This window comes from Bradyrhizobium sp. USDA 4454, assembly GCF_054822705.1.
This window is the reverse complement of record NZ_JBTRCN010000001.1, coordinates 816,665-835,988: the sequence shown is the minus strand read 5'-3', so window position 1 is coordinate 835,988 and position 19,324 is coordinate 816,665. Positions and strand designations below refer to the sequence as shown.

General features: G+C 64.1%; 21 protein-coding genes. 5 read left to right on the top strand and 16 right to left on the bottom strand.

What is annotated here, in order from left to right; translation table 11 throughout:
- Positions 1-23 precede the first annotated feature (23 nt).
- The 11 genes from ureC to urtA form a co-directional block, all read right to left on the bottom strand.
- Positions 24-1,739 (bottom strand): urease subunit alpha, encoded by a 1,716-nt coding sequence (gene ureC, locus ACVIW0_RS03805; RefSeq protein WP_461351114.1) that lies wholly within the window; start codon positions 1,737-1,739, stop codon positions 24-26.
- A gap of 36 nt (positions 1,740-1,775) precedes the next feature.
- Positions 1,776-2,315 carry an HD domain-containing protein gene (locus ACVIW0_RS03800; protein ID WP_461351113.1) on the bottom strand — a complete coding sequence of 180 codons (540 nt, stop codon included), beginning with the start codon at positions 2,313-2,315 and terminating at the stop codon, positions 1,776-1,778.
- Between the two features lie 442 nt (positions 2,316-2,757).
- Complete coding sequence (locus ACVIW0_RS03795; RefSeq protein ID WP_461351112.1) at positions 2,758-3,213, bottom strand: endonuclease domain-containing protein; 456 nt, start codon at positions 3,211-3,213, stop codon at positions 2,758-2,760.
- 146 nt (positions 3,214-3,359) lie between these two features.
- On the bottom strand, positions 3,360-3,665 hold the full coding sequence (locus tag ACVIW0_RS03790) for an urease subunit beta (protein WP_461351111.1): 306 nt from the start codon (positions 3,663-3,665) through the stop codon (positions 3,360-3,362).
- A gap of 109 nt (positions 3,666-3,774) precedes the next feature.
- Complete coding sequence (locus tag ACVIW0_RS03785) at positions 3,775-4,077, bottom strand: urease subunit gamma (RefSeq protein WP_029077742.1); 303 nt, start codon at positions 4,075-4,077, stop codon at positions 3,775-3,777.
- A gap of 46 nt (positions 4,078-4,123) precedes the next feature.
- The gene (locus tag ACVIW0_RS03780; RefSeq protein WP_461351110.1) at positions 4,124-4,960 is read right to left on the bottom strand and encodes an urease accessory protein UreD; all 837 of its coding nucleotides are present in this window, start codon (positions 4,958-4,960) and stop codon (positions 4,124-4,126) included.
- A 49-nt stretch (positions 4,961-5,009) separates the two neighbouring features.
- Complete coding sequence (urtE, locus tag ACVIW0_RS03775) at positions 5,010-5,705, bottom strand: urea ABC transporter ATP-binding subunit UrtE (protein ID WP_461351109.1); 696 nt, start codon at positions 5,703-5,705, stop codon at positions 5,010-5,012.
- A 2-nt stretch (positions 5,706-5,707) separates the two neighbouring features.
- Complete coding sequence (gene urtD / locus ACVIW0_RS03770; RefSeq protein ID WP_461351108.1) at positions 5,708-6,469, bottom strand: urea ABC transporter ATP-binding protein UrtD; 762 nt, start codon at positions 6,467-6,469, stop codon at positions 5,708-5,710.
- Between the two features lie 4 nt (positions 6,470-6,473).
- A complete protein-coding gene (gene urtC, locus ACVIW0_RS03765) occupies positions 6,474-7,643 on the bottom strand; it encodes an urea ABC transporter permease subunit UrtC (protein ID WP_461351107.1) in 1,170 nt (389 codons plus the stop codon).
- Complete coding sequence (urtB, locus tag ACVIW0_RS03760; protein ID WP_461351106.1) at positions 7,640-9,292, bottom strand: urea ABC transporter permease subunit UrtB; 1,653 nt, start codon at positions 9,290-9,292, stop codon at positions 7,640-7,642. The genes urtC and urtB overlap by 4 nt, the downstream gene beginning before the upstream one ends.
- Before the next feature lie 72 nt (positions 9,293-9,364).
- Positions 9,365-10,693 carry an urea ABC transporter substrate-binding protein gene (gene urtA, locus ACVIW0_RS03755; RefSeq protein ID WP_461351105.1) on the bottom strand — a complete coding sequence of 443 codons (1,329 nt, stop codon included), beginning with the start codon at positions 10,691-10,693 and terminating at the stop codon, positions 9,365-9,367.
- A gap of 532 nt (positions 10,694-11,225) precedes the next feature.
- Here urtA and ACVIW0_RS03750 point away from each other — a divergent pair.
- From ACVIW0_RS03750 to ACVIW0_RS03740, 3 genes are all read left to right on the top strand, one after another.
- Entirely contained in the window at positions 11,226-12,668 is a 1,443-nt protein-coding gene (locus ACVIW0_RS03750) for a DEAD/DEAH box helicase (RefSeq protein ID WP_461351104.1), read from the top strand.
- 24 nt (positions 12,669-12,692) lie between these two features.
- Complete coding sequence (gene infA / locus ACVIW0_RS03745) at positions 12,693-12,986, top strand: translation initiation factor IF-1 (protein WP_016842649.1); 294 nt, start codon at positions 12,693-12,695, stop codon at positions 12,984-12,986.
- A gap of 265 nt (positions 12,987-13,251) precedes the next feature.
- Entirely contained in the window at positions 13,252-13,464 is a 213-nt protein-coding gene (locus tag ACVIW0_RS03740; protein WP_016842648.1) for a cold-shock protein, read from the top strand.
- A gap of 225 nt (positions 13,465-13,689) precedes the next feature.
- On the opposite strand, the gene ACVIW0_RS03735 is transcribed toward ACVIW0_RS03740, so the two are convergent.
- From ACVIW0_RS03735 to ACVIW0_RS03715, 5 genes are all read right to left on the bottom strand, one after another.
- Positions 13,690-14,331, bottom strand: coding sequence for a TadE/TadG family type IV pilus assembly protein (locus ACVIW0_RS03735; RefSeq protein WP_461351103.1), 642 nt, complete (start codon positions 14,329-14,331; stop codon positions 13,690-13,692).
- Positions 14,328-14,882: a TadE/TadG family type IV pilus assembly protein gene (locus ACVIW0_RS03730; protein WP_461351102.1), complete on the bottom strand. Its 555-nt coding sequence runs from the start codon at positions 14,880-14,882 to the stop codon at positions 14,328-14,330. The genes ACVIW0_RS03735 and ACVIW0_RS03730 overlap by 4 nt, the downstream gene beginning before the upstream one ends.
- A 193-nt stretch (positions 14,883-15,075) precedes the next feature.
- Positions 15,076-15,582 carry a pilus assembly protein N-terminal domain-containing protein gene (locus ACVIW0_RS03725; protein ID WP_461351101.1) on the bottom strand — a complete coding sequence of 169 codons (507 nt, stop codon included), beginning with the start codon at positions 15,580-15,582 and terminating at the stop codon, positions 15,076-15,078.
- 197 nt (positions 15,583-15,779) lie between these two features.
- Positions 15,780-17,225 carry a hypothetical protein gene (locus ACVIW0_RS03720; RefSeq protein WP_461351100.1) on the bottom strand — a complete coding sequence of 482 codons (1,446 nt, stop codon included), beginning with the start codon at positions 17,223-17,225 and terminating at the stop codon, positions 15,780-15,782.
- A 24-nt stretch (positions 17,226-17,249) separates the two neighbouring features.
- A complete protein-coding gene (locus ACVIW0_RS03715; RefSeq protein WP_461351099.1) occupies positions 17,250-18,080 on the bottom strand; it encodes a sterol desaturase family protein in 831 nt (276 codons plus the stop codon).
- 282 nt (positions 18,081-18,362) lie between these two features.
- On the opposite strand from ACVIW0_RS03715, the gene ACVIW0_RS03710 reads away from it, so the two are divergent.
- Together ACVIW0_RS03710 and ACVIW0_RS03705 are read left to right on the top strand one after the other, a co-directional pair.
- The gene (locus ACVIW0_RS03710) at positions 18,363-18,527 is read left to right on the top strand and encodes a Flp family type IVb pilin (protein WP_139480303.1); all 165 of its coding nucleotides are present in this window, start codon (positions 18,363-18,365) and stop codon (positions 18,525-18,527) included.
- A 170-nt stretch (positions 18,528-18,697) separates the two neighbouring features.
- A complete protein-coding gene (locus ACVIW0_RS03705) occupies positions 18,698-19,222 on the top strand; it encodes an A24 family peptidase (protein ID WP_461351098.1) in 525 nt (174 codons plus the stop codon).
- Positions 19,223-19,324: the final 102 nt, after the last annotated feature.

Sequence of the window (19,324 nt, the reverse complement as noted above, 5' to 3'; positions counted from 1 at the left end):
GGCTTTAGATGGCGGGAGTAGTTCTAGAACATAAAATAGCGCTGTGCCATGGGTAGCACCTCGGCCGGCGCGCAGGTCAGGAGCTCGCCGTCTGCGCGTACCTCATAGGTCTCCGGATCGACCTCGATCTTGGGCGTCGCGTCGTTGTGGATCATGCTCTTCTTGGAGATTTTTCCGCGGGTGTTCTGCACCGCGTAGAGCTTCTTGCTGATGCCGAGCTTGCGGGCGAGGCCGCCGGTGATCGCGGCCTTCGAGGTGAATACCACCGAGGATGCCGTCAGCGACTTGCCGAAGGCGGCGAACATCGGCTGGTAATGCACCGGCTGCGGCGTCGGGATCGAGGCATTGGGATCGCCCATCGGCGCGGCCACGATCGAGCCGCCCTTGATGATGCAGTCCGGCTTGACGCCGAAGAACGCCGGCGACCACAGCACGAGGTCGGCCATCTTGCCCTTCTCGACCGAACCGATCAGCTTCGACACGCCGTGCGCGATCGCGGGGTTGATGGTGTACTTGGCGATGTAGCGCTTGACGCGGAAATTGTCGTTGTCGCTGCCCTTGTCCTGCGGCAGCGCACCGCGCTGCTTCTTCATCTTGTCCGCGGTCTGCCAGGTGCGGATGATGACTTCGCCGAGCCGGCCCATCGCCTGCGAGTCCGACGACATCATCGAGAGCGCGCCGAGGTCGTGCAGGATGTCTTCGGCAGCGATGGTCTCCTTGCGGATCCGGCTTTCGGCGAAGGCCAGGTCTTCCGCGATCGACGGATCGAGGTGATGGCACACCATCAGCATGTCCAGATGCTCGTCGATGGTGTTGCGGGTGAACGGCCGCGTCGGGTTGGTCGAGGACGGCAGCACGTTCTTCAGGCCGGCGATCTTGATGATGTCAGGCGCATGCCCGCCGCCGGCGCCCTCGGTGTGGAAGGCATGGATGGTGCGGCCCTTGAATGCCTTCACGGTGTCCTCGACGAAGCCGGATTCGTTCAGCGTGTCCGAATGCAGCATCACCTGGACATCGTAATCGTCGGCCACCGACAGACAGGTGTCGATCGCCGACGGCGTGGTGCCCCAGTCCTCGTGCAGCTTCAGCGCGCAGGCGCCGGCCTTGATCATCTCGACCAGCGCCGCCGGGCGCGAGGCATTGCCCTTGCCCGAAATGCCGAGATTGACCGGGAAAGCGTCGAACGACTGGATCATTCGCCCCATGTGCCACGGGCCGGGCGTGCAGGTGGTGGCGAAGGTGCCGTGCGATGGACCGGTGCCGCCGCCCAGCATCGAGGTGACGCCCGCCATCAACGCGTGCTCGATCTGCTGCGGGCAGATGAAATGGATGTGGCTGTCGAATCCCCCTGCGGTGAGGATCTTGCCCTCGCCCGCGATCACGTCGGTGCCGGGACCGATGATGATGGTGACGTTGGGCTGGATGTCCGGATTTCCGGCCTTGCCGATCGCGGCGATCATGCCCTCCTTGATCGCGACGTCGGCCTTGACGATGCCCCAGTGATCGACGATCAGCGCATTGGTAATGACGGTGTCGGCCGCGCCCTGCGCGTTGGTCACCTGCGACTGCCCCATGCCGTCGCGGATCACCTTGCCGCCGCCGAACTTCACCTCCTCGCCATAGGTGGTGAGATCCTTCTCGACCTCGATGATCAGATCGGTGTCGGCGAGCCGCACCTTGTCGCCGGTGGTCGGCCCGAACATGTCGGCATAGACGGAACGCTTGATTTTCACAGACATATCAGCCCCGTTTGCGTTTGAATTGTTGACCGATGGTCACAGCGAGCGCCTCGCCCTTCTCACCACGTCGTCGAACTTTGTATCAAGCCAGGAATTGCCGCCACGACAGCCCGCGACCACTTGCTCGGCCCAATCGGTGTAGTCGACCAGGTCGTCGCGCTCCTCCGTCGTCGGATCGGAGTGAATACGCGCGCCAATATTACTGATCTTGTCGGCAATCTTGATCAGCTTGGCGTCGGCCGACTTCTTCGGCGCGTCGACGACTTGCAGCCGTCGCCGCTCGGCCTTTGGCAGGCTCATGTCGTCGGTGCACTCGTTGACGAGGGAGGCCACGCGATCAGAGAACCTCGCCGAGAGCTCTTCGCGTGTGGTGTCGGTGTCCTCCATCGTATCGTGCAGCCAGCCGGCCGCAACGAGTTCGACATCCGCACCGTCGGTCGCGATCGCAAGCAGGTTCGCGACCTCGGCGAGATGGTTGATATAGGGCTCGCTGCCCCGCCCCTTGCGCGCCATCCCGTTGTGACGACGCGCGGCGAGATCGGCGGCTTCGGAGATCATGCGGACTGCGGGAAGCATCGGTTACGACGTCCCTTCGTGCCTATGGCAATTGGTAACGAATCGCGAAATCACTACTGCCAGCGTTCGCGGCTTACCCCTCTCCCCAACCCTCCCCCGCAAGGGGGGAGGGAGCTTGAGCAGCATGCTCACCTCACGTCGCCTCGCGACTGCTGCAGCTTGCATCACGACTGCACCTCGCCATCGGCATCCGATGTAAGGGAGGCACCGGCAGACAGGTTCCCTCTCCCCTTGCGGGAGAGGGTTAGGGAGAGGGGTGCCGCTTGCTCCGCTGCAGGACGTGACACGGCGGCAACCCACGCAGAATCGATTGAAAGAGACTGCACCATCTCTTCGACCGGAGCCCGGGGCTTACCCCTCTCCCCAACCCTCCCCCGCAAGGGGGGAGGGAGCCCGACAAGTGTGCTCACCTCACTTGGCCTGAAAGCTCCGCCACACAGCATCACGACTTCTCCCCTCCATCGACATCAGATGTAAGGGACGCACCGGCGGAAGGGTTCCCTGCCCCCTTGCGGGGGAGGGTTAGGGAGAGGGGTGCCGCTTGCTCAGCCGCTTCCGCGATGCTGAGAACGACTCCCTCAAGATTCTTCAGCACATCATCGTTGGTGAAACGGAGAACGCGGTAACCGCGCGACCTGAGCCATGCATCCCGCCGCTCGTCGTGTCGAATACGCTCCTCGAAATCGTGACTCTCGCCGTCGACTTCGACCACGAGCTTGCAGGCATGGGCGACGAAATCGGCGATGTAATTCCCGATCGGCGCCTGCCGGCGAAAGTTGAGACCGGCGAGACGATCAGCCTTCAGATGACGCCACAGCAACGTCTCCGCGCGCGTCATCGCGCGGCGGAGCTGCTTGGCGCGATCGCGCTGGATGTCGCTCACCTGAGTATGCGGCATAGCCCTCTCCCGAGCGCACTATCCACCGACGGAGCCCGGGGCTTACCCCTCTCCCCAACCCTCCCCCGCAAGGGGGGAGGGAGCCCGACCCGAGTGCCCACCTTACCGTCGATCATTACCGGCAACCCCATCGCGTCAAATCGAGATTACAGCTTCCCCTTCACCTCGGCGCGGAAGCCGTGGATTACGCGCTTGCCGGCGAGGGCGACGAGCTGGATGTCGCGGGTCTGGCCGGGCTCGAAGCGGACGGCGGTGCCGGCGGCGATGTCGAGGCGCATGCCGCGGGCCTTCTTGCGGTCGAACTTCAGCGCCGGGTTGGTCTCGAAGAAATGGTAGTGTGAGCCGACCTGGATCGGGCGATCACCGGTATTGGCGACCGACAGCGTCACGGTCTTGCGGCCGGCATTGAGCTCGATCTCGCCGTCCTTGATGAAGAGTTCGCCGGGGATCATCTGTCTCTCCTGTCATTCCAAGGCACGCGAAGCATGCACGCGGAATCTCGATCTACAATCTCTGGATTCCGGGTTCGGCCTGCGGCCGCCTCAGAATGACGGTTCGTGGCTAGCGGATCGGCTCGTGCACGGTGACGAGCTTGGTGCCGTCGGGGAATGTCGCCTCGACCTGGATGTCGTGGATCATCTCGGGAATGCCGGTCATCACCTGATCGCGGGTCAGGACCTTGGCGCCGGCCTGCATCAGATCGGCGACGGTGCGGCCGTCACGCGCGCCCTCGACGATGAAATCGGTGATCAGCGCGATCGCCTCGGGATGGTTCAGCTTGACGCCGCGCTCGAGCCGGCGGCGCGCCACCATGGCGGCCATCGAAACCAGGAGCTTGTCCTTTTCGCGGGGAGACAAATTCATGCGAGCACTCTGATCGTTCTGAAAGGATTAGTTGAGCCACAGGCCTTTAGTTAAGCCAGAGTCTTGGCAGCGGGACGATGGAGGCGCGGCCGAGCACCGCCATCATGTCGGCGCGCAGCCGGGCCGCATCTTGGGCACAGAAGCGCGCCATTGCAAAGCCATTCCAGGCGGAGATGCCGACCTCACCGCCAGAGCTTTCCGACGCATGGCGGATGCGCTCGACCAGCGCCTCGTCGCCGGGCACGATCAGCGCCGTGCCGATCGCACAACCGCCATTGGCAATCGCGGGTCGTGCCAGCTTCTCGCCGATCTCGCCGTCGAGCCTGATGGTCTCGGCGAACACCAGCCGGCCGCCGCGCCGCATCCGCCAGCGGTCGACGAACTCGCCATGGCGCATGGTCTCGCCCATCGCAGCGCGGCCGAACACCACGATCTCGCAGAGCAGCAACGAGGCGCCCTCGGCAAGGTCGATGTCGAAGGTACGGTGGATGCGCGCGCGGTCGAACAGGATGGTCTCCTGCGGCAGCCAGGAGAGATGCGCACCGTCCGCAACGCTGAGCGTGATGCCGAGCCGGGCAGCGGCGCCGGGCGCGCGATAGACCTTTTCGGCCGCAGCCGTGGTCAGCGTCAGACGGGCGCCCTCGCCGGCTTCGATGCCAATCTCAAAGCGGTCCCCACCGGCAATGCCGCCGGCGGTGTTGACGAACATGGCCGAGAGGCCCTCGTCCTCCGGTGATGGGAAGCGGACGCGCAGCGAACCCGACTCATGCAGGTCGCCGCGACGGGTCGCGCCGTCCTTGCGGTGCACCGCGAACCGCACCGCGCCCTGGGCGCGGTTTGCCGCAAACGTCGCCGCTGCCGCGCCTGCGATCCCGCTCCGCATTTCCCCGACGCTCCCTTCGCGCGCCACGAAGGGCGGCGTCACATCCTGTTCACAGCGCCATCTGGCGGCTGATCTCGGAAGGATCGAGGCTTGCGCGGTCGCAGGCAAATTTCACCGCACCCCGGTCCATCACGGCAAAACTGTCGCCGAGTTCGCAGGCAAAGTCGAGATATTGTTCGACCAGCACGATGGCGATGTTGCCGAGGTTGCGCAGATAGGAGATGGCGCGGCCGATATCCTTGATGATCGAGGGCTGGATACCCTCGGTCGGCTCGTCGAGCAGCAGGAGCTTTGGCCGCATCACCAGCGCGCGGCCGATCGCAAGCTGCTGCTGCTGGCCGCCGGAGAGGTCGCCGCCGCGGCGGCCCAGCATGGTCTGCAGCACCGGAAACAGCGAGAACACGTCATCGGGGATGTTGCGGTCCTCGCGCTTCAGCGGGCCGAATCCGGTCTTCAGATTCTCTTCCACCGTCAGCAGCGGGAAGATCTCGCGGCCCTGCGGCACGAAGCCGATGCCGCAGCGCGCCCGCTCGTAGGGCTTCAGCGCGGTGATGTCCTTGCCGTCGAAATTGATCGCGCCGGAGGCGATCGGATACTGGCCGACCATGGCGCGCAGCAGCGAGGTCTTGCCGACCCCGTTGCGGCCGAGCACGCAGGTGACCTTGCCCGGCTCGGCGGCCAGCGACACGCCGCGCAGCGCCTGCGCCGCGCCGTAGTAGAGGTTGATGTTGTCGACCTTCAGCATCGCTAGCGCCCCAGATACACTTCGACCACCCGCTCGTTCGACGACACCTGGTCGATCGACCCCTCGGCGAGCACCGAACCCTCGTGCAGGCAGGTCACCTTGACGCCGAGCTCGCGCACGAAGGTCATGTCGTGCTCGACCACCATGATGGTGTGGTTCTTGTTGATCTGTTTCAGCAGCTCCGCGGTCAGATGGGTCTCGACATCGGTCATCCCGGCGACCGGCTCGTCGACCAGCAGGACCTTCGGGTCCTGCGCCAGCAGCATGCCGATCTCGAGCCACTGCTTCTGGCCGTGCGACAGGCTGCCGGCGAGGCGGTTGCGCGCATCGGTCAGGCGGATGGTCTCGAGCACCTTGTCGATCCGCTCGGCCTCGGCCTTGCTGCCGCGCCAGAACAGCGTGCCGCGCACGGAATGATCGACATTGAGCGCCAGCAGCAGATTGTCCTGCACGGTCTGGCTCTCGAACACCGTCGGCTTCTGGAATTTGCGGCCGATGCCGAGTTCGGCGATGCGGGTCTCGTCGAGCCGGGTCAGATCGACGGTGCCGTCGAACAGCACGGTGCCCTCGTCCGGCTTGGTCTTGCCGGTGATGATGTCCATCATCGTGGTCTTGCCGGCGCCGTTCGGGCCGATGATGGCGCGCATCTCGCCGGGCGCGAGCGTCAGCGACAGATTGTTGATGGCGTGGAAGCCGTCGAACGAGACATGCACGCCGTCGAGATAGAGCATGGCCGAGGTGGCGCGGGTATCCATGACGTTCATCGGTCTACTCCGCCGGGTTCGGCGCGCCGACGCCGTCTTCGCGCGCGGCACTCGCCTCGTCGGCGGCGATTCCTGCGCTGCGCCGCGTGTCGCGCCAGCTGTTGAAGGTGCCGACGATGCCCTTCGGCAGCAGCAGTGTGACCAGGATGAACAGCGCGCCCAGCATGAACAGCCAGTACGGCGCGAGCGGCCCCGAGGTGAAGAACGTCTTGGCGTAGTTGACGACGACGGCGCCGAGCGCGGCACCGATCAGCGTGCCGCGGCCGCCGACCGCGACCCAGATCACCGCCTCGATCGAATTGCCGGGCGCGAACTCGCTGGGATTGATGATGCCGACCTGCGGCACATAGAGCGCGCCGGCGACACCGGCCATGCAGGCCGACAGCGTGAACACGAACAGCTTGTAGGATTCGACGCGGTAGCCGAGGAAGCGGGTGCGGCTTTCAGCGTCGCGCACCGCGATCAGCACCTTGCCGAGCTTCGAGCTTACAATCGCGCGGCAGATCAGGAACGCGATGATCAGCGCCAGGCAGCTCAGCAGGAACAGCGCGGCACGGGTGCCTTCGGCCTGCACGTTGAAGCCGAGGATGTCCTTGAAATCGGTCAGGCCGTTATTGCCGCCGAAGCCGAAATCGTTGCGGAAGAACGCCAGCAGCAGCGCATAGGTCATGGCCTGCGTGATGATCGACAGGTAGACGCCGGTGACACGCGAGCGGAAGGCGAGCCAGCCGAAGCAGAAGGCGAGCAGGCCCGGCACCAAGAGCACCATCAGCGCCGCAAAGGCGAACTTGTCGAAGCCGTACCAGTACCAGGGCAGCTTGTCCCAGTTCAGGAACACCATGAAGTCGGGCAGGATCGGGTTTCCGTAGACACCGCGGCTGCCGATCTGCCGCATCAGATACATGCCCATCGCGTAGCCGCCGAGCGCGAAGAATGCTCCATGACCAAGCGAAAGAATTCCGCAATAGCCCCAGATCAGATCGATCGAGAGCGCGAGGATGGCGTAGCAGACATACTTGCCCCATAGCGCCACCAGATAGGTCGGCACCTGGAACATCGAACCCTGCGGCAGCAGCAGGTTCGACAGCGGGATCAGCACGCCGACCGCCGCGACGAGCAGGACGAACGCCGTCGCGGCGCGGTCGAGCGAGCGGGTGAGGATGTGCGGCGTCATGCTTCCACCGCCCGGCCCTTGAGCGCGAACAGGCCGCGCGGCCGTTTCTGGATGAACAGGATGATCAAAACCAGGATCGCGATCTTGCCGAGCACCGCGCCGGCCACCGGCTCGAGGAACTTGTTGGCGATGCCGAGCGTGAAGGCGCCGACCAGCGTGCCCCAGAGATTGCCGACGCCGCCGAACACCACGACCATGAATGAGTCGATGATGTAGCTCTGGCCGAGATTCGGGCTGACATTGTCGATCTGCGACAGCGCCACGCCGGCAATGCCGGCAATCCCCGAGCCGAGCCCGAAGGTCAGCGCATCGACCCGCGAGGTGGCGATCCCCATCGAGGCCGCCATGCGGCGGTTCTGCGTCACCGCGCGCATCTCGAGGCCGAGCGCGGTGTAGCGCAGCATCGCGAGCAGGATGGCGAACACCGCGAGCGTGAAGCAGAGGATCCAGAGCCGGTTATAGGTGATGGTGATCTGGCCGAGCTCGAAGGCGCCGCTCATCCAGGAGGGATTGCCGACCTCGCGGTTGGTCGGGCCGAACGCGGTGCGCACCGCCTGCTGAAGCACCAGCGACAGGCCCCAGGTCGCAAGCAGCGTCTCCAGCGGACGGCCGTAGAGGAAACGGATGATGGTGCGCTCGATCAGCACGCCGATGAAGCCGGCGACCAGGAAGGCGAGCGGCACCGCGATCAGCAGCGAATAGTCGAACAGCGCGGGATACCGAGTCCGAATCACCTCCTGCACCACGAAGGTGGTGTAGGCGCCGAGCATCACCATCTCGCCATGCGCCATGTTGATGACGCCCATCACGCCGAAGGTGATGGCCAGGCCAATCGCGGCGAGCAGCAGCACCGAGCCGAGCGACAGGCCGTACCAGGCGTTCTGCACCATCGACCACATCGCAAGATTGCTCTGGATCGCGGACACCGCGCTGGCGGCGGCCTTGGCAACCAGCGGCGGCTGATCGCCGAGACCGGTGAGCAGCGCCAGCGCCTCCTGGTCGCCGCGCGCCTTGACCACGGCGACGGCGTCGAGCTTGTCGCTGTCGGACGCATCCGACTTGAACAGGATGATGGCGGCGCGGGCCTCGGCGAAGGCCTGCTTGATCGGCTTGACGCTCTCCTTGGCGAGCGCGCTCTCCACCGTCGGCAGCAGGTTCTCTTCGTGGCTCTTGAACACCGATTGCGCCGCCGCGAGCCGCTTGGCCGGATCCGGCGACAGCAGCGTCAGGCCGCCGAGCGCGGCCTCGACGGTGCGGCGCAGGCGGTTGTTGAGCCGGACGGCGGCCGCGTTGTCGGGCAGCTTGTCGACCGCGGCACCCGTGGTGGCGTCAACGATCTTGCCATCGGCCTGGGTGATGAAGACCTTCTTGCTGTCCGGATCGGCCGACAGCCGGCCGTCCTGCAGCGCGCTGATGATGGGCGACGCCAGCGCATTGCCCGATGCGGCGATCTCGCCGACCGCGGCCTCGGTGTCGGAGAACTCGTCATTGGCGAATTTGGCGACTGAATCCTCGAACGGCCCGGCCAGCGCCGGCACGGCAAGGCAGCTCAACAGCAGGATCGAGAGCAACAGCGCACGAAAACGATCAATACAATTGGCGACCACGTCAGGACCCCGGCAGGACTGTGAGGAGAAGGCGGCGAGCATGCCGCCTTCTCCAGGTTCTTGGATGGTTGTGTTGTGTCGTTGATCAGGTCAGGAGCTTAAGAGCCTTTCAGCTCAGGAGCCCTGGCCGCCGCACTTGTTGGTCTTGGTGTTGTAATTGCCGCACTTCTTGCCGACCCAATCGCCGATCAGGTCCTTGGAGCCTTCGAGCTCCTTCGACCAGGCGTCGCCGGCCACCAGGCCCGGGGTCTTCCACACCACGTCGAACTGGCCGTTGGCCTTGATCTCGCCGATGAACACCGGCTTGGTGATGTGGTGGTTCGGCAGCATCTTCGAGGTGCCGCCGGTCAGGTTCTTGGCTTCGATGCCGGGCAGCGCGTCAATCACCTTGTCCGGATCGGTCGACTTCACCTTCTCGACCGCCTTGACCCACATGTCGAAACCGATCACGTGCGCTTCCATCGGATCGTTGGTCACGCGCTTCGGATTCTTGGTGTAGGCCTGCCACGCCTTGATGAACTTCTCGTTCTCGGGCGTCTTGATCGACTCGAAGTAGTTCCAGGCGGCGAGATGGCCGAGCAGCGGCTTGGTGTCGATACCCGCGAGCTCTTCTTCGCCAACCGAGAACGCGACCACCGGAATGTCGGTCGCCTTGATGCCCTGGTTGCCGAGCTCCTTGTAGAACGGGACGTTGGCGTCGCCATTGATGGTGGAGACCACGGCGGTCTTCTTGCCGGCCGAGCCGAACTTCTTGATGTCGGCGACGATGGTCTGCCAGTCGGAATGACCGAACGGCGTGTAGTTGATCATGATGTCTTCCTGGGCAACGCCCTTCGACTTCAGATAGGCTTCCAGGATCTTGTTGGTGGTGCGCGGATAGACGTAGTCGGTACCGGCCAGCACCCAGCGCTTCACCTTCTCGTCCTTCATCAGATAATCGACGGCGGGAATCGCCTGCTGGTTCGGCGCCGCACCGGTGTAGAACACGTTGCGTTCGGACTCCTCGCCCTCATATTGCACCGGATAGAACAGGATGTTGTTCAGCTCCTTGAACACCGGGAGCACGGACTTGCGCGACACCGAGGTCCAGCAGCCGAACACGACCGCAACCTTGTCCTTGGTGATCAGCTCGCGCGCCTTCTCCGCGAACAGCGGCCAGTTCGATGCGGGATCGACCACGACGGCCTCGAGCTTCTTGCCAAGCACGCCGCCCTTCTTGTTCTGCTCGTCGATCAGGAAAAGGATGGTGTCCTTCAGCGTGGTTTCGCTGATGGCCATGGTGCCGGAGAGCGAATGGAGAACGCCAACCTTGATGGTGTCGTCGGCCGCTTGTGCGGGCGCGAACGGCGAGGACGCAGCCAGGCCCAAAATCAGGCCGGCCGTCGCCGCGAGCCCGCGGCGGCGAGTCATCGTCGTTATTTTGTGAGTAAGCTGAGTAAGCATGAAATGTCGTCTCCCTGACGCAGGCGTGAACGCTTGCGAAACGGCCGCTTGGCCGCCTGCGGTTAACCGAATCGCAAGAACTGTGCCACGGTGGCGGGGCACCGTAAGTTGATGAACCGGTTAGATAATTTCGCTAGTTCCGGGCAAATACGGAGAGGGATTGCACAAACATTGGGCTGAAAACTTGACTGCCAAAACAGCAGTCAGATCATTTTGTGGGCAGAATCGCTGCGTTGGCTAAATTTCCGGCACAGATTTGTGACAGTTTGCGCGCTGGTTTGGCGAAGACTGCGCGGCAATCCGAGCGATATCATCTTGAAACCGCCCAGTTCCTGGTCCATATCCTTGCCATGCCCGCGACATCGCGGTGCCTTCGCGAGCTGCGTGTTCAAGCTGCCCCAAGCGGCTTCTGGCTCGCCTTTCAGCTAACCCAGCTTGACGCCCCAGACACGCGGGTGTCCCCGAATGCCTTCATACGATTCCAGCCGGTCTTGGCTGGGACGATGACGGCTTTTATGGAAAGAACCACCTTTTGACCTCCTTTCAGGATTTCGGCCTCGCCGATCCCATCGCCCGCGCGCTTCGAGAAGAAAACTATCTCACGCCGACCCCTATCCAGGCCCAGACCATCCCGCTCGCGCTTGCCGGCCGCGACGTCGTCGGCATCGCCCAGACCGGAACCGGCAAGACCGCGTCTTTCGCGCTGCCGATCCTGCACCGGCTGCTCGAGAACCGCGTCCGCCCGCAGCCCAAGAGCTGCCGGGTGCTGGTGCTCTCGCCGACCCGCGAACTGTCCGGGCAGATCCTCGACAGTTTCAACACCTATGGCCGCCACATCCGGCTGTCGGCGGCGCTCGCCATCGGCGGCGTGCCGATGGGCCGCCAGGTCCGTTCCCTGATGCAGGGCGTCGAAGTGCTGGTCGCCACCCCGGGGCGCCTGCTCGACCTCGTGCAGAGCAACGGGTTGAAGCTCAACCAGGTCGAGTTCCTGGTGCTCGATGAAGCCGACCGCATGCTCGACATGGGCTTCATCAACGACATCCGCAAAATCGTCGCCAAGCTGCCGATCCGGCGCCAGACGCTGTTCTTCTCGGCCACCATGCCGAAGGACATCGCCGAGCTCGCCGAGGCGATGCTGCGCGATCCCGCCCGGGTGGCGGTGACGCCGGTGTCCTCGACCGTGGAACGCATCGCCCAGCGTGCGATCCAGGTCGATTTCGCGGCCAAGCCGGCGGTTCTGGCCCAGCTTCTGAAACAGGAACCGGTCAACCGCGCCCTCGTGTTCACCCGGACCAAGCACGGCGCCGACAAGGTGGTGAAGAGCCTCGCCAAGGCCGGCATCGAGGCCAATGCGATCCACGGCAACAAGTCGCAGAACCACCGCGAGCGCACGCTGGCGGCGTTCCGCTCCGGCGAGATCCGCACGCTGGTGGCGACCGATATCGCTGCCCGTGGTATCGACGTCGACGGCGTCAGCCATGTCGTGAACTTCGACCTGCCCAATGTTCCGGAAACCTATGTCCACCGCATCGGCCGCACCGCGCGTGCCGGCGCCGACGGGGTCGCGATCTCGCTGGTCGCCGGCGCCGAGGAAATGGGCTATTTGCGCGATATCGAGCGGCTGATCCGGATTGCCGTGCCGCGCGAAGACCGCCGCACCCAAGGTAGCTCCCAAGGCAGTTCCACCGGCGGCCGCGAGGCAGCGGCGCCCGCCCAGGCCACCCATCCGCACCGCGGCGGCCGTTCTGCGCCGCGCGCCCACAATGTTCGTGGGAATGAGGCTGCTACGGGCGCAAAAGGCCCTCGCCGCCGCCGCCGTCGGGGTGGTAATAATGGCGCGCCGCAGACGAACCGAGGCGAGTCGCCGCGTCCGTCGCAGGCCGGCAACAGCGAAGGCATCCAGGGCGTCGCCTTCTTGCATCGCGAGAGCCGGCCGAATCCGCAACCCAACCGCAACAGCCGACCGAAGCACTAGCCGTCGCTCGATCTGGAGAACCATATGGCTAAGGAAGAGCTGATCCAGTTCGAAGGACTGGTGACCGAAATCCTCCCCGACGCCCGTTATCGGGTGCAACTCGATGCCGGACACGAGATCGTCGCCTACACCGCCGGCAAGATGAAGAAAAACCGCATCAAGACGCTGGCCGGCGACCGCGTGACGATCGAAATGTCGCCCTACGATCTCGAAAAGGGCCGCCTGATCTTCCGCCACAAGGACGAGCGTCCGAGCGGTGCGCCCGGCGGCCCGCCGCGGGGCGGAGCCCAGCGCGGCGGCCAGTTCCGCCGCCGATAGCGGACTTTGCAACCGCTGCGGGCATGACGTGCCGATGTCCTGAGCAGCAATGGCCGGCGGCCCCGCCGGCCAAAAAATCGCGCACGTCAGGATTGTTTTGAACCCTTCTATCGAATAATATCCTACCCATCGATTTTCGGCCGGACGACATTAGCCAATACCGGTACAGCCGGTTCAGACGCTGACGACCCTTCCAAAAATTCGATCTCACCACCCCGCCGATCAGCGGGTCTTGAACTTGTATATCTGAGAAGGGACTACCCACGTGAGCATGGGAACCGTGAAGTGGTTTAACGCGACCAAGGGCTACGGCTTCATCCAGCCGGATGAAGGCGGGAACGACGTGTTCGTGCACATCAGTGCAGTCGAGCGCGCCGGCCTTGGCACTCTGCGTGAAGGCCAGAAGATCTCCTACGAGATCGTTGCTGACCGCCGTTCCGGCAAATCCTCGGCCGACAATCTGCGCGCCGCCGGATAAGCCGATTTTCCGGGAGCACGATGCTCCGGGAAATTGTCGTTAACGCATCAAGGGCCGCACCTTCGGGTGCGGCCCTTTTTGTCTGGATCATGCCTTCGTCGGAATCGCCGCTCTGCCGCCGCAGCCTGGAAGCCCTTTCGTTCCGATAGAATCGGAACGGGCTCTCGATTCTTGTTTTGAAGCGTGTCTTCACCCGAAGCGGTAACCACTTCGCTTGAGAGCGCTCTAGTAAGTCGAGCAGGTCGTCGGCATCGTGGCGGCGGTCGGGGCGTAGAACACGCAGACAGACTGCCGCGGCCGGGTAAAGGCGACGTCGCTGAGATTGATGCCGCTCTTGGCCATCACATAGCCGATGGTTGGGACGTATTTGTAGCTGACCTCGCTGAAGATCAGATAGGTGCCCGCGACCAGCAGCGCCGAGGGCACGAGGCTCGTCACGATGTCACCCTGGCTGCGGCTCGAGGCCGTCAGCGTGGCCTGGGTGGCGCCGGAGGCGATCGTTCCCGCCTTGCTCCACTGGATATGCGCGATCTTCGAATTGTCGACATAGATTTCCGACAACGTGACTTTGGTCGGCGACGCATCGTAGGGCGTCATGATGCCGACGCTGGCACTGAAGAAATTCTGCAGGTCGGCATCCACCACCTGCGTCGCCTGCGAGGTCAGATCCGACGCGGCGCGCGCCATCAGCGTAACCTTGCGATCGACCGCGACACCGGATGAGAATTCGACGGTGCCGAAGAACATCACCAGCATCAGCGGCAAGATGAAAGCGAACTCGACGGCGGCGAGACCCCGGCAGTCACTGGCGAGGGCGGCGGCCGACCGCAACCATGCTGCGGGCAGGAATTTCACGATCTTGCTCATGAGCATGTCGCCCCAGCGGTCCCGGACGGCTCGTTCTTGAACGTCGCGGTCGCAGTCAGGAGCCGCTTGCCGTTGGGAAGGTTGGCGACGTTGAAACCGAGCTTGGTGACGAACAGCGGCCATTGATAAAACAGCCGGACCACCACCACGTCGCCGTCCTTGCCGGGACACCATTTCACTTGCGTCGGATCGGTTATCGGCGTGATGTTGACGCTGCTGAAGCCTGTCGCAGACGGATAGCTGCGTACGTCGACATAGACGCCGTTGGTGCAGTCGAACAACGCGCTGACCTTGCCGCAGACGTAATCCTTGAACTGCTGCTGCGTGTAGTTGGCGCCCTGGGCCTGGCCGGTCATGATGTAGCGCGAGGAATCCTGCGTCACCGTCTCGAGCACCTGGCTGGCAAGGAAGATCATCGCCACTTCGATGATCGCAAACAACAGCCCGAAAAACAGCGGCGCGACCAGCGCGAATTCGACCACGGTCGCACCACGGCGATTGCGGCGAAAGCGAAGGAGCAGGCTCATGAATGAATGAGCGGGCAGCGGCATCAACGACCCCGGATCAACATGGCGGCAACAACTACCCAAAACTCGCTACCCGAACTCACTATCCGAGACTCATTGTCGAAGTATTTCGCCGGATCGAGACAGAGCGACCCGATCCGTTAGGCTTTTCTTAACCATGACGGTGACAACGGCGATCGGCGGCCCCGGCTTGTGGAAGCGCCGGCGCCGGCAGGCGTCAGTTCTGCGGCTTGCCACCCGCGCCGGAGCCGGATGCCTGGCTGCTGAGTGAACCGGCCTGGTCCATGGTCGACTTGAAGTAGGTCTCGCCGTCGCCGAGGGTGATGCGGCGCTGACAGACCGGCATGCAGCTGTAGGTTTCCCGATCGACCCCGCGATAGACGGTCACGAGCTGGTCGGTCGGACCTTCGACCTGGATTTGGCGATCCACCAGCACCTGGCCGGTGCGGTCGAGCGCGATGAAGTTGGTCGCGCCGTAGCCCTTGCCGGTCACCACGACAACGCCGCCATTCTGCAGGGTGACGTCGGCAATCAGGGGGTTGCCGACCACGATGGTGGCAATGCCGCCGGGCAGCTTGACGAGCTTGGCCTGATCGACATTGACCGCGATGCGGTCCGGATCGGGCGCGGCGGTGGCGAATGCGGGCCACAGCAGCACGGCCGCGGCCAGCGAGATGAATCCAATGCGCGTGACGGCGCGAATACGTTGGGACTGAAACGACATACTCTACCCCGGGACGTGAACGAGCCGGCAAAAACGATACGCAGCGGACCGGCGCCCGACGCTGCCAAATCTGACGGCAATTCATTTAAGAAGAGGAAAAATCGACCGCCGAATTGCGCGGATGTCGCGACTTCCGCGATCAGTCAGCGGCCTCGTAATCCCCGGAGAAAAACCGATCCCGCCGGGACAGCCACGGCCTAGCCGGCCGGACGCACATGGATCACGACGCGATCGTCGGCGTAGAGGCGCCGCCAACCGTCGATGTGATCGAGGAATTTGGAGGCCGGCGTCGCCGGGTCGAGCATCACCGCATCGATGTCGTAGGCCTCGAGCAGATCGAGCAAGCCGCCGACGTCCTTGAGCTGGAGCGCACGGTAGTAATCGATCTCGAACTTTTCGCCGTAGAGCTCGGCCCGGCCGTCGACGAACACCGGCACCTGGCGCGAGATTAGATAGCCGCCGAACTGCAGATCGTGGAGCACGCGCCGCGCGTTATGCGCCTTCAGCGCGTCGACCGCGGCAGCGGGCGAATGGATCGGCGGCGGCGATATGGTCTGGCGCGCCGCAACGATCGCGGTCGCGAAGCACAGCGCAGCAATCAGCATCGCCGCCGGCACGGCCTTCAGCCGGACGGCGCTCGCGCCGCGCAGGCCGAATTGGGTTGCCACCGGCGTCAGCGCAGCCAGCGGCAGCAGCAGAGCGAACAGCTCGAGATTTCGGACATGGGACAGCGCCATGTGCAGCAGGCCCAGCACCAGGGCGATCCGCGGCAGCGGCAGCTTCACCCCGCAATAGAGCGCGGCACCGATCAGGCCGAGGATCGACAGCTCGAACGCATCGACCTGGCTGAAATTCGCCGGCATCCACTCCGCGATGAGCTGCAGCAGCTCACCGAGGTTCAGGATCTTCAGCGAGGCCAGGATCGAACCCCAGCCATAGGGCGTGACGCAGCACGCGGCCAGCGCGCCGGCGCCGAATGCCGCCCAGCGCAGCGCCAGCGGCAACCGTTGCGCCGGCGCGGCATTCCACAGCGCGTCGAGCGCGAAGGCACCGGCCAGCACCAGCCCGAACAGGAAGCCGCCATGCAGATTGGCCCAGAGCGCGATCAGCGGCAGCAGCCAGAACGAGGGCGCCGCGCGGCGTTCGCTGGCAACCATCAGGCCGTTCGCCCAGACCAGCATGATCGGCAGCACCAGTACATGCGGACGGGCGAGCAGATGCCCGCATGTCAGCACCAGCGCGACGAGCGCGATCAGGCTCGCATGGATCGCCGGCAAGGCGCGGCTGAGGATGGCGGTGAGCAGCGCAAAGGTGGCGGCGCCGCAGGCCGCGGCCAGCGCCGCGGGCCCGGTCCAGCCGGCAAGCTCGTAAGCTTTCGCGAACAGCACCTGCGCCAGCCAGGACGACGACACCCATGGCTCGCCCGCCTTGGTGAAAGAATAGATGTCGACCGACGGCAGCGCGTGGCGGTCGAGGATCCAGCGGCCGACGGCAATCTGCCAGTAGGTGTCGGAATCGGCGAGCAGCCGGTCGCCGACGATCAGCAGCAGCGCATAGACGCCGCACGCCATCCAGAACCAGGCCGGGACCTCGGCGAATACGGAGGTCCTGGCCTGCGGGATGGCTGCGGTCTCAGCGTTCATGCGGACACAGACCGGTTGATGACGTCAGTGCCGGAACGGATAGGCCAGCTGTCCGCCGATTTCCGCCGGCACGCCCTGCTCGGCGTCGACGCCGTAATCGTCCGGCAGCTTGCCTTCGGGCATCCGGAACGTTCCGAACAGAATATCCCAGAGCGGAAACGTGCCGGCGAAATTAGTGTCGCCGCCTTCTTCCAGCGCGGTGTGGTGCCAGCGGTGAAACACCGGCGTCGCGATCACATATTTGAACGGGCCGAGCGTCCAGTTCAGATTGGCGTGCACGAATGCCGAGTGGAATGTGGTGAACGGGCCGACCCACAGCATGATGTTCGGCGAGATGCCGGCCATCAGCAGGATGACGTCGACCGTGATCGTGCCAATCAGCAGATTGACGGGATGGAAGCGCGCCGCCGAGATCCATTCGAGATCCTCGGAGGAGTGATGAATGGCGTGATACTTCCAGAACGCGCCGCCGTGAAACATCCGGTGCAGCCAGTACAGCATGAAGTCGGAAGCGACCAGGAAGATGATCGATTGCAGCCAGAGCGGCAGCTGCGCCAGCGGGCCGTGCCCGTTCTCATAGAACGCGATCAGCTCGTCGGCGCCGTGCACGTTGAAGACCGCGGCCGCGCCGACCACCAGCAGACCGATGCGCAGCACGCGGGCGAACACCGGCACGAAGAACCAGTAGCAGATGTCCGTGACGAGCTCGCGCTTCTGCCACCACGGCTTGCCGGGATTGCAGGCCCAGTAATGAGTGAGCACCGTGAAGAACAGTGCCAGCGCGATCGTGATCGGCACCACCCGCATCATCGTCTGGCCGAGCATCTCGATGACTTCGATCGGAAGGGTGGACATTGGCAGCCTCATTTCACGGAAGCCTCATGACTATAGCTGTGCGCTTAAGGAGCCGTGAATAGATGCCGGCAGCTGTCGATCCGGCAACAATGCGCAATTTTAGCGGGCCGCTTAATCCGAAATTTACTGTGCGCAACAACTGCGGGTTCCCCTGGAGTTTATGCAATCAAATTAACTGCACCGAAATCGTCCAACCGTAGGGTGCCGCCATGGTCACGGTGCTGAGAACGCCGGCGAGACCAAACCTAGTTCGACCAGCCACGTGTACACAGGAGTGATTTTATGAAGAACCTCGTTTCGCGCTTCGTGAAGGACGAGTCCGGCGCGACCGCCATCGAGTACGGCCTGATTGCCACCGGCATCGCCATCGCGATCATCGCCGCAGTCAACGGCGTCGGCTCGAAGCTCTCGGGTACCTTCAACTCGATCTCGGGTTCGCTGAAGTAAGCCGGTTCCGACGAATTCGCATCAAAGGTCCCGGCAACCCCGGGACCTTTGCTATTTGTCGGGGCAATCGGCCGCCGTTGTTGCAGACGCCGGCGATCCTTTCCCGATTGTTCACCATTGGCCGCTAGCGTCGGGTCTCGACCGCAGCTCCAGCTTGACGGCATGAATCCATGATCCTCGACATCGCCCGCTTGATGCTGTTTCCGGCCCTGATGGCCTTCGCGGCGGCGAGCGATCTGTTGACCATGACGATCCCGAACCGGATCTCGCTGGCGCTGGTGGCCGGCTTCTTCGTGCTGGCGCCGCTGACCGGGATGGGCGTCCACGAGATCCTCACCCATGCCGGCGCCGGCGCGCTGGTGCTGGTGGTGGCGTTCGGCATGTTCGCGATGGGCTGGGTCGGAGGCGGCGACGCCAAGGTCGCGGCGGCGGCCGGCCTGTGGTTCGGGTTCGAGCATCTGCTCCCCTATCTGGTGTTCGCGTCGCTGTTCGGCGGGGCGCTGACCGTGCTGCTGCTGCAACTGCGGCAATGGCCGCTGCCCTATCCGCTCGCGTCCCAGGCCTGGCTGAGCCGCCTGCACGACAAGCAGACCGGAATCCCCTACGGCATCGCCCTCGCCCTCGGCGCCCTCCTGATCTATCCCGAGACGGATTGGATCAAGACGATCGATCTCGCGCACTTCGCAATGGGCTGAAAAGGCGGGCGGTAACGGCCCGTTAAGGCGATTTAGATACGCCTCATTAACCATGCTTTGACGAATAGCTGGTCAACTCCCATCACGGCGGCGGCAGCGTCG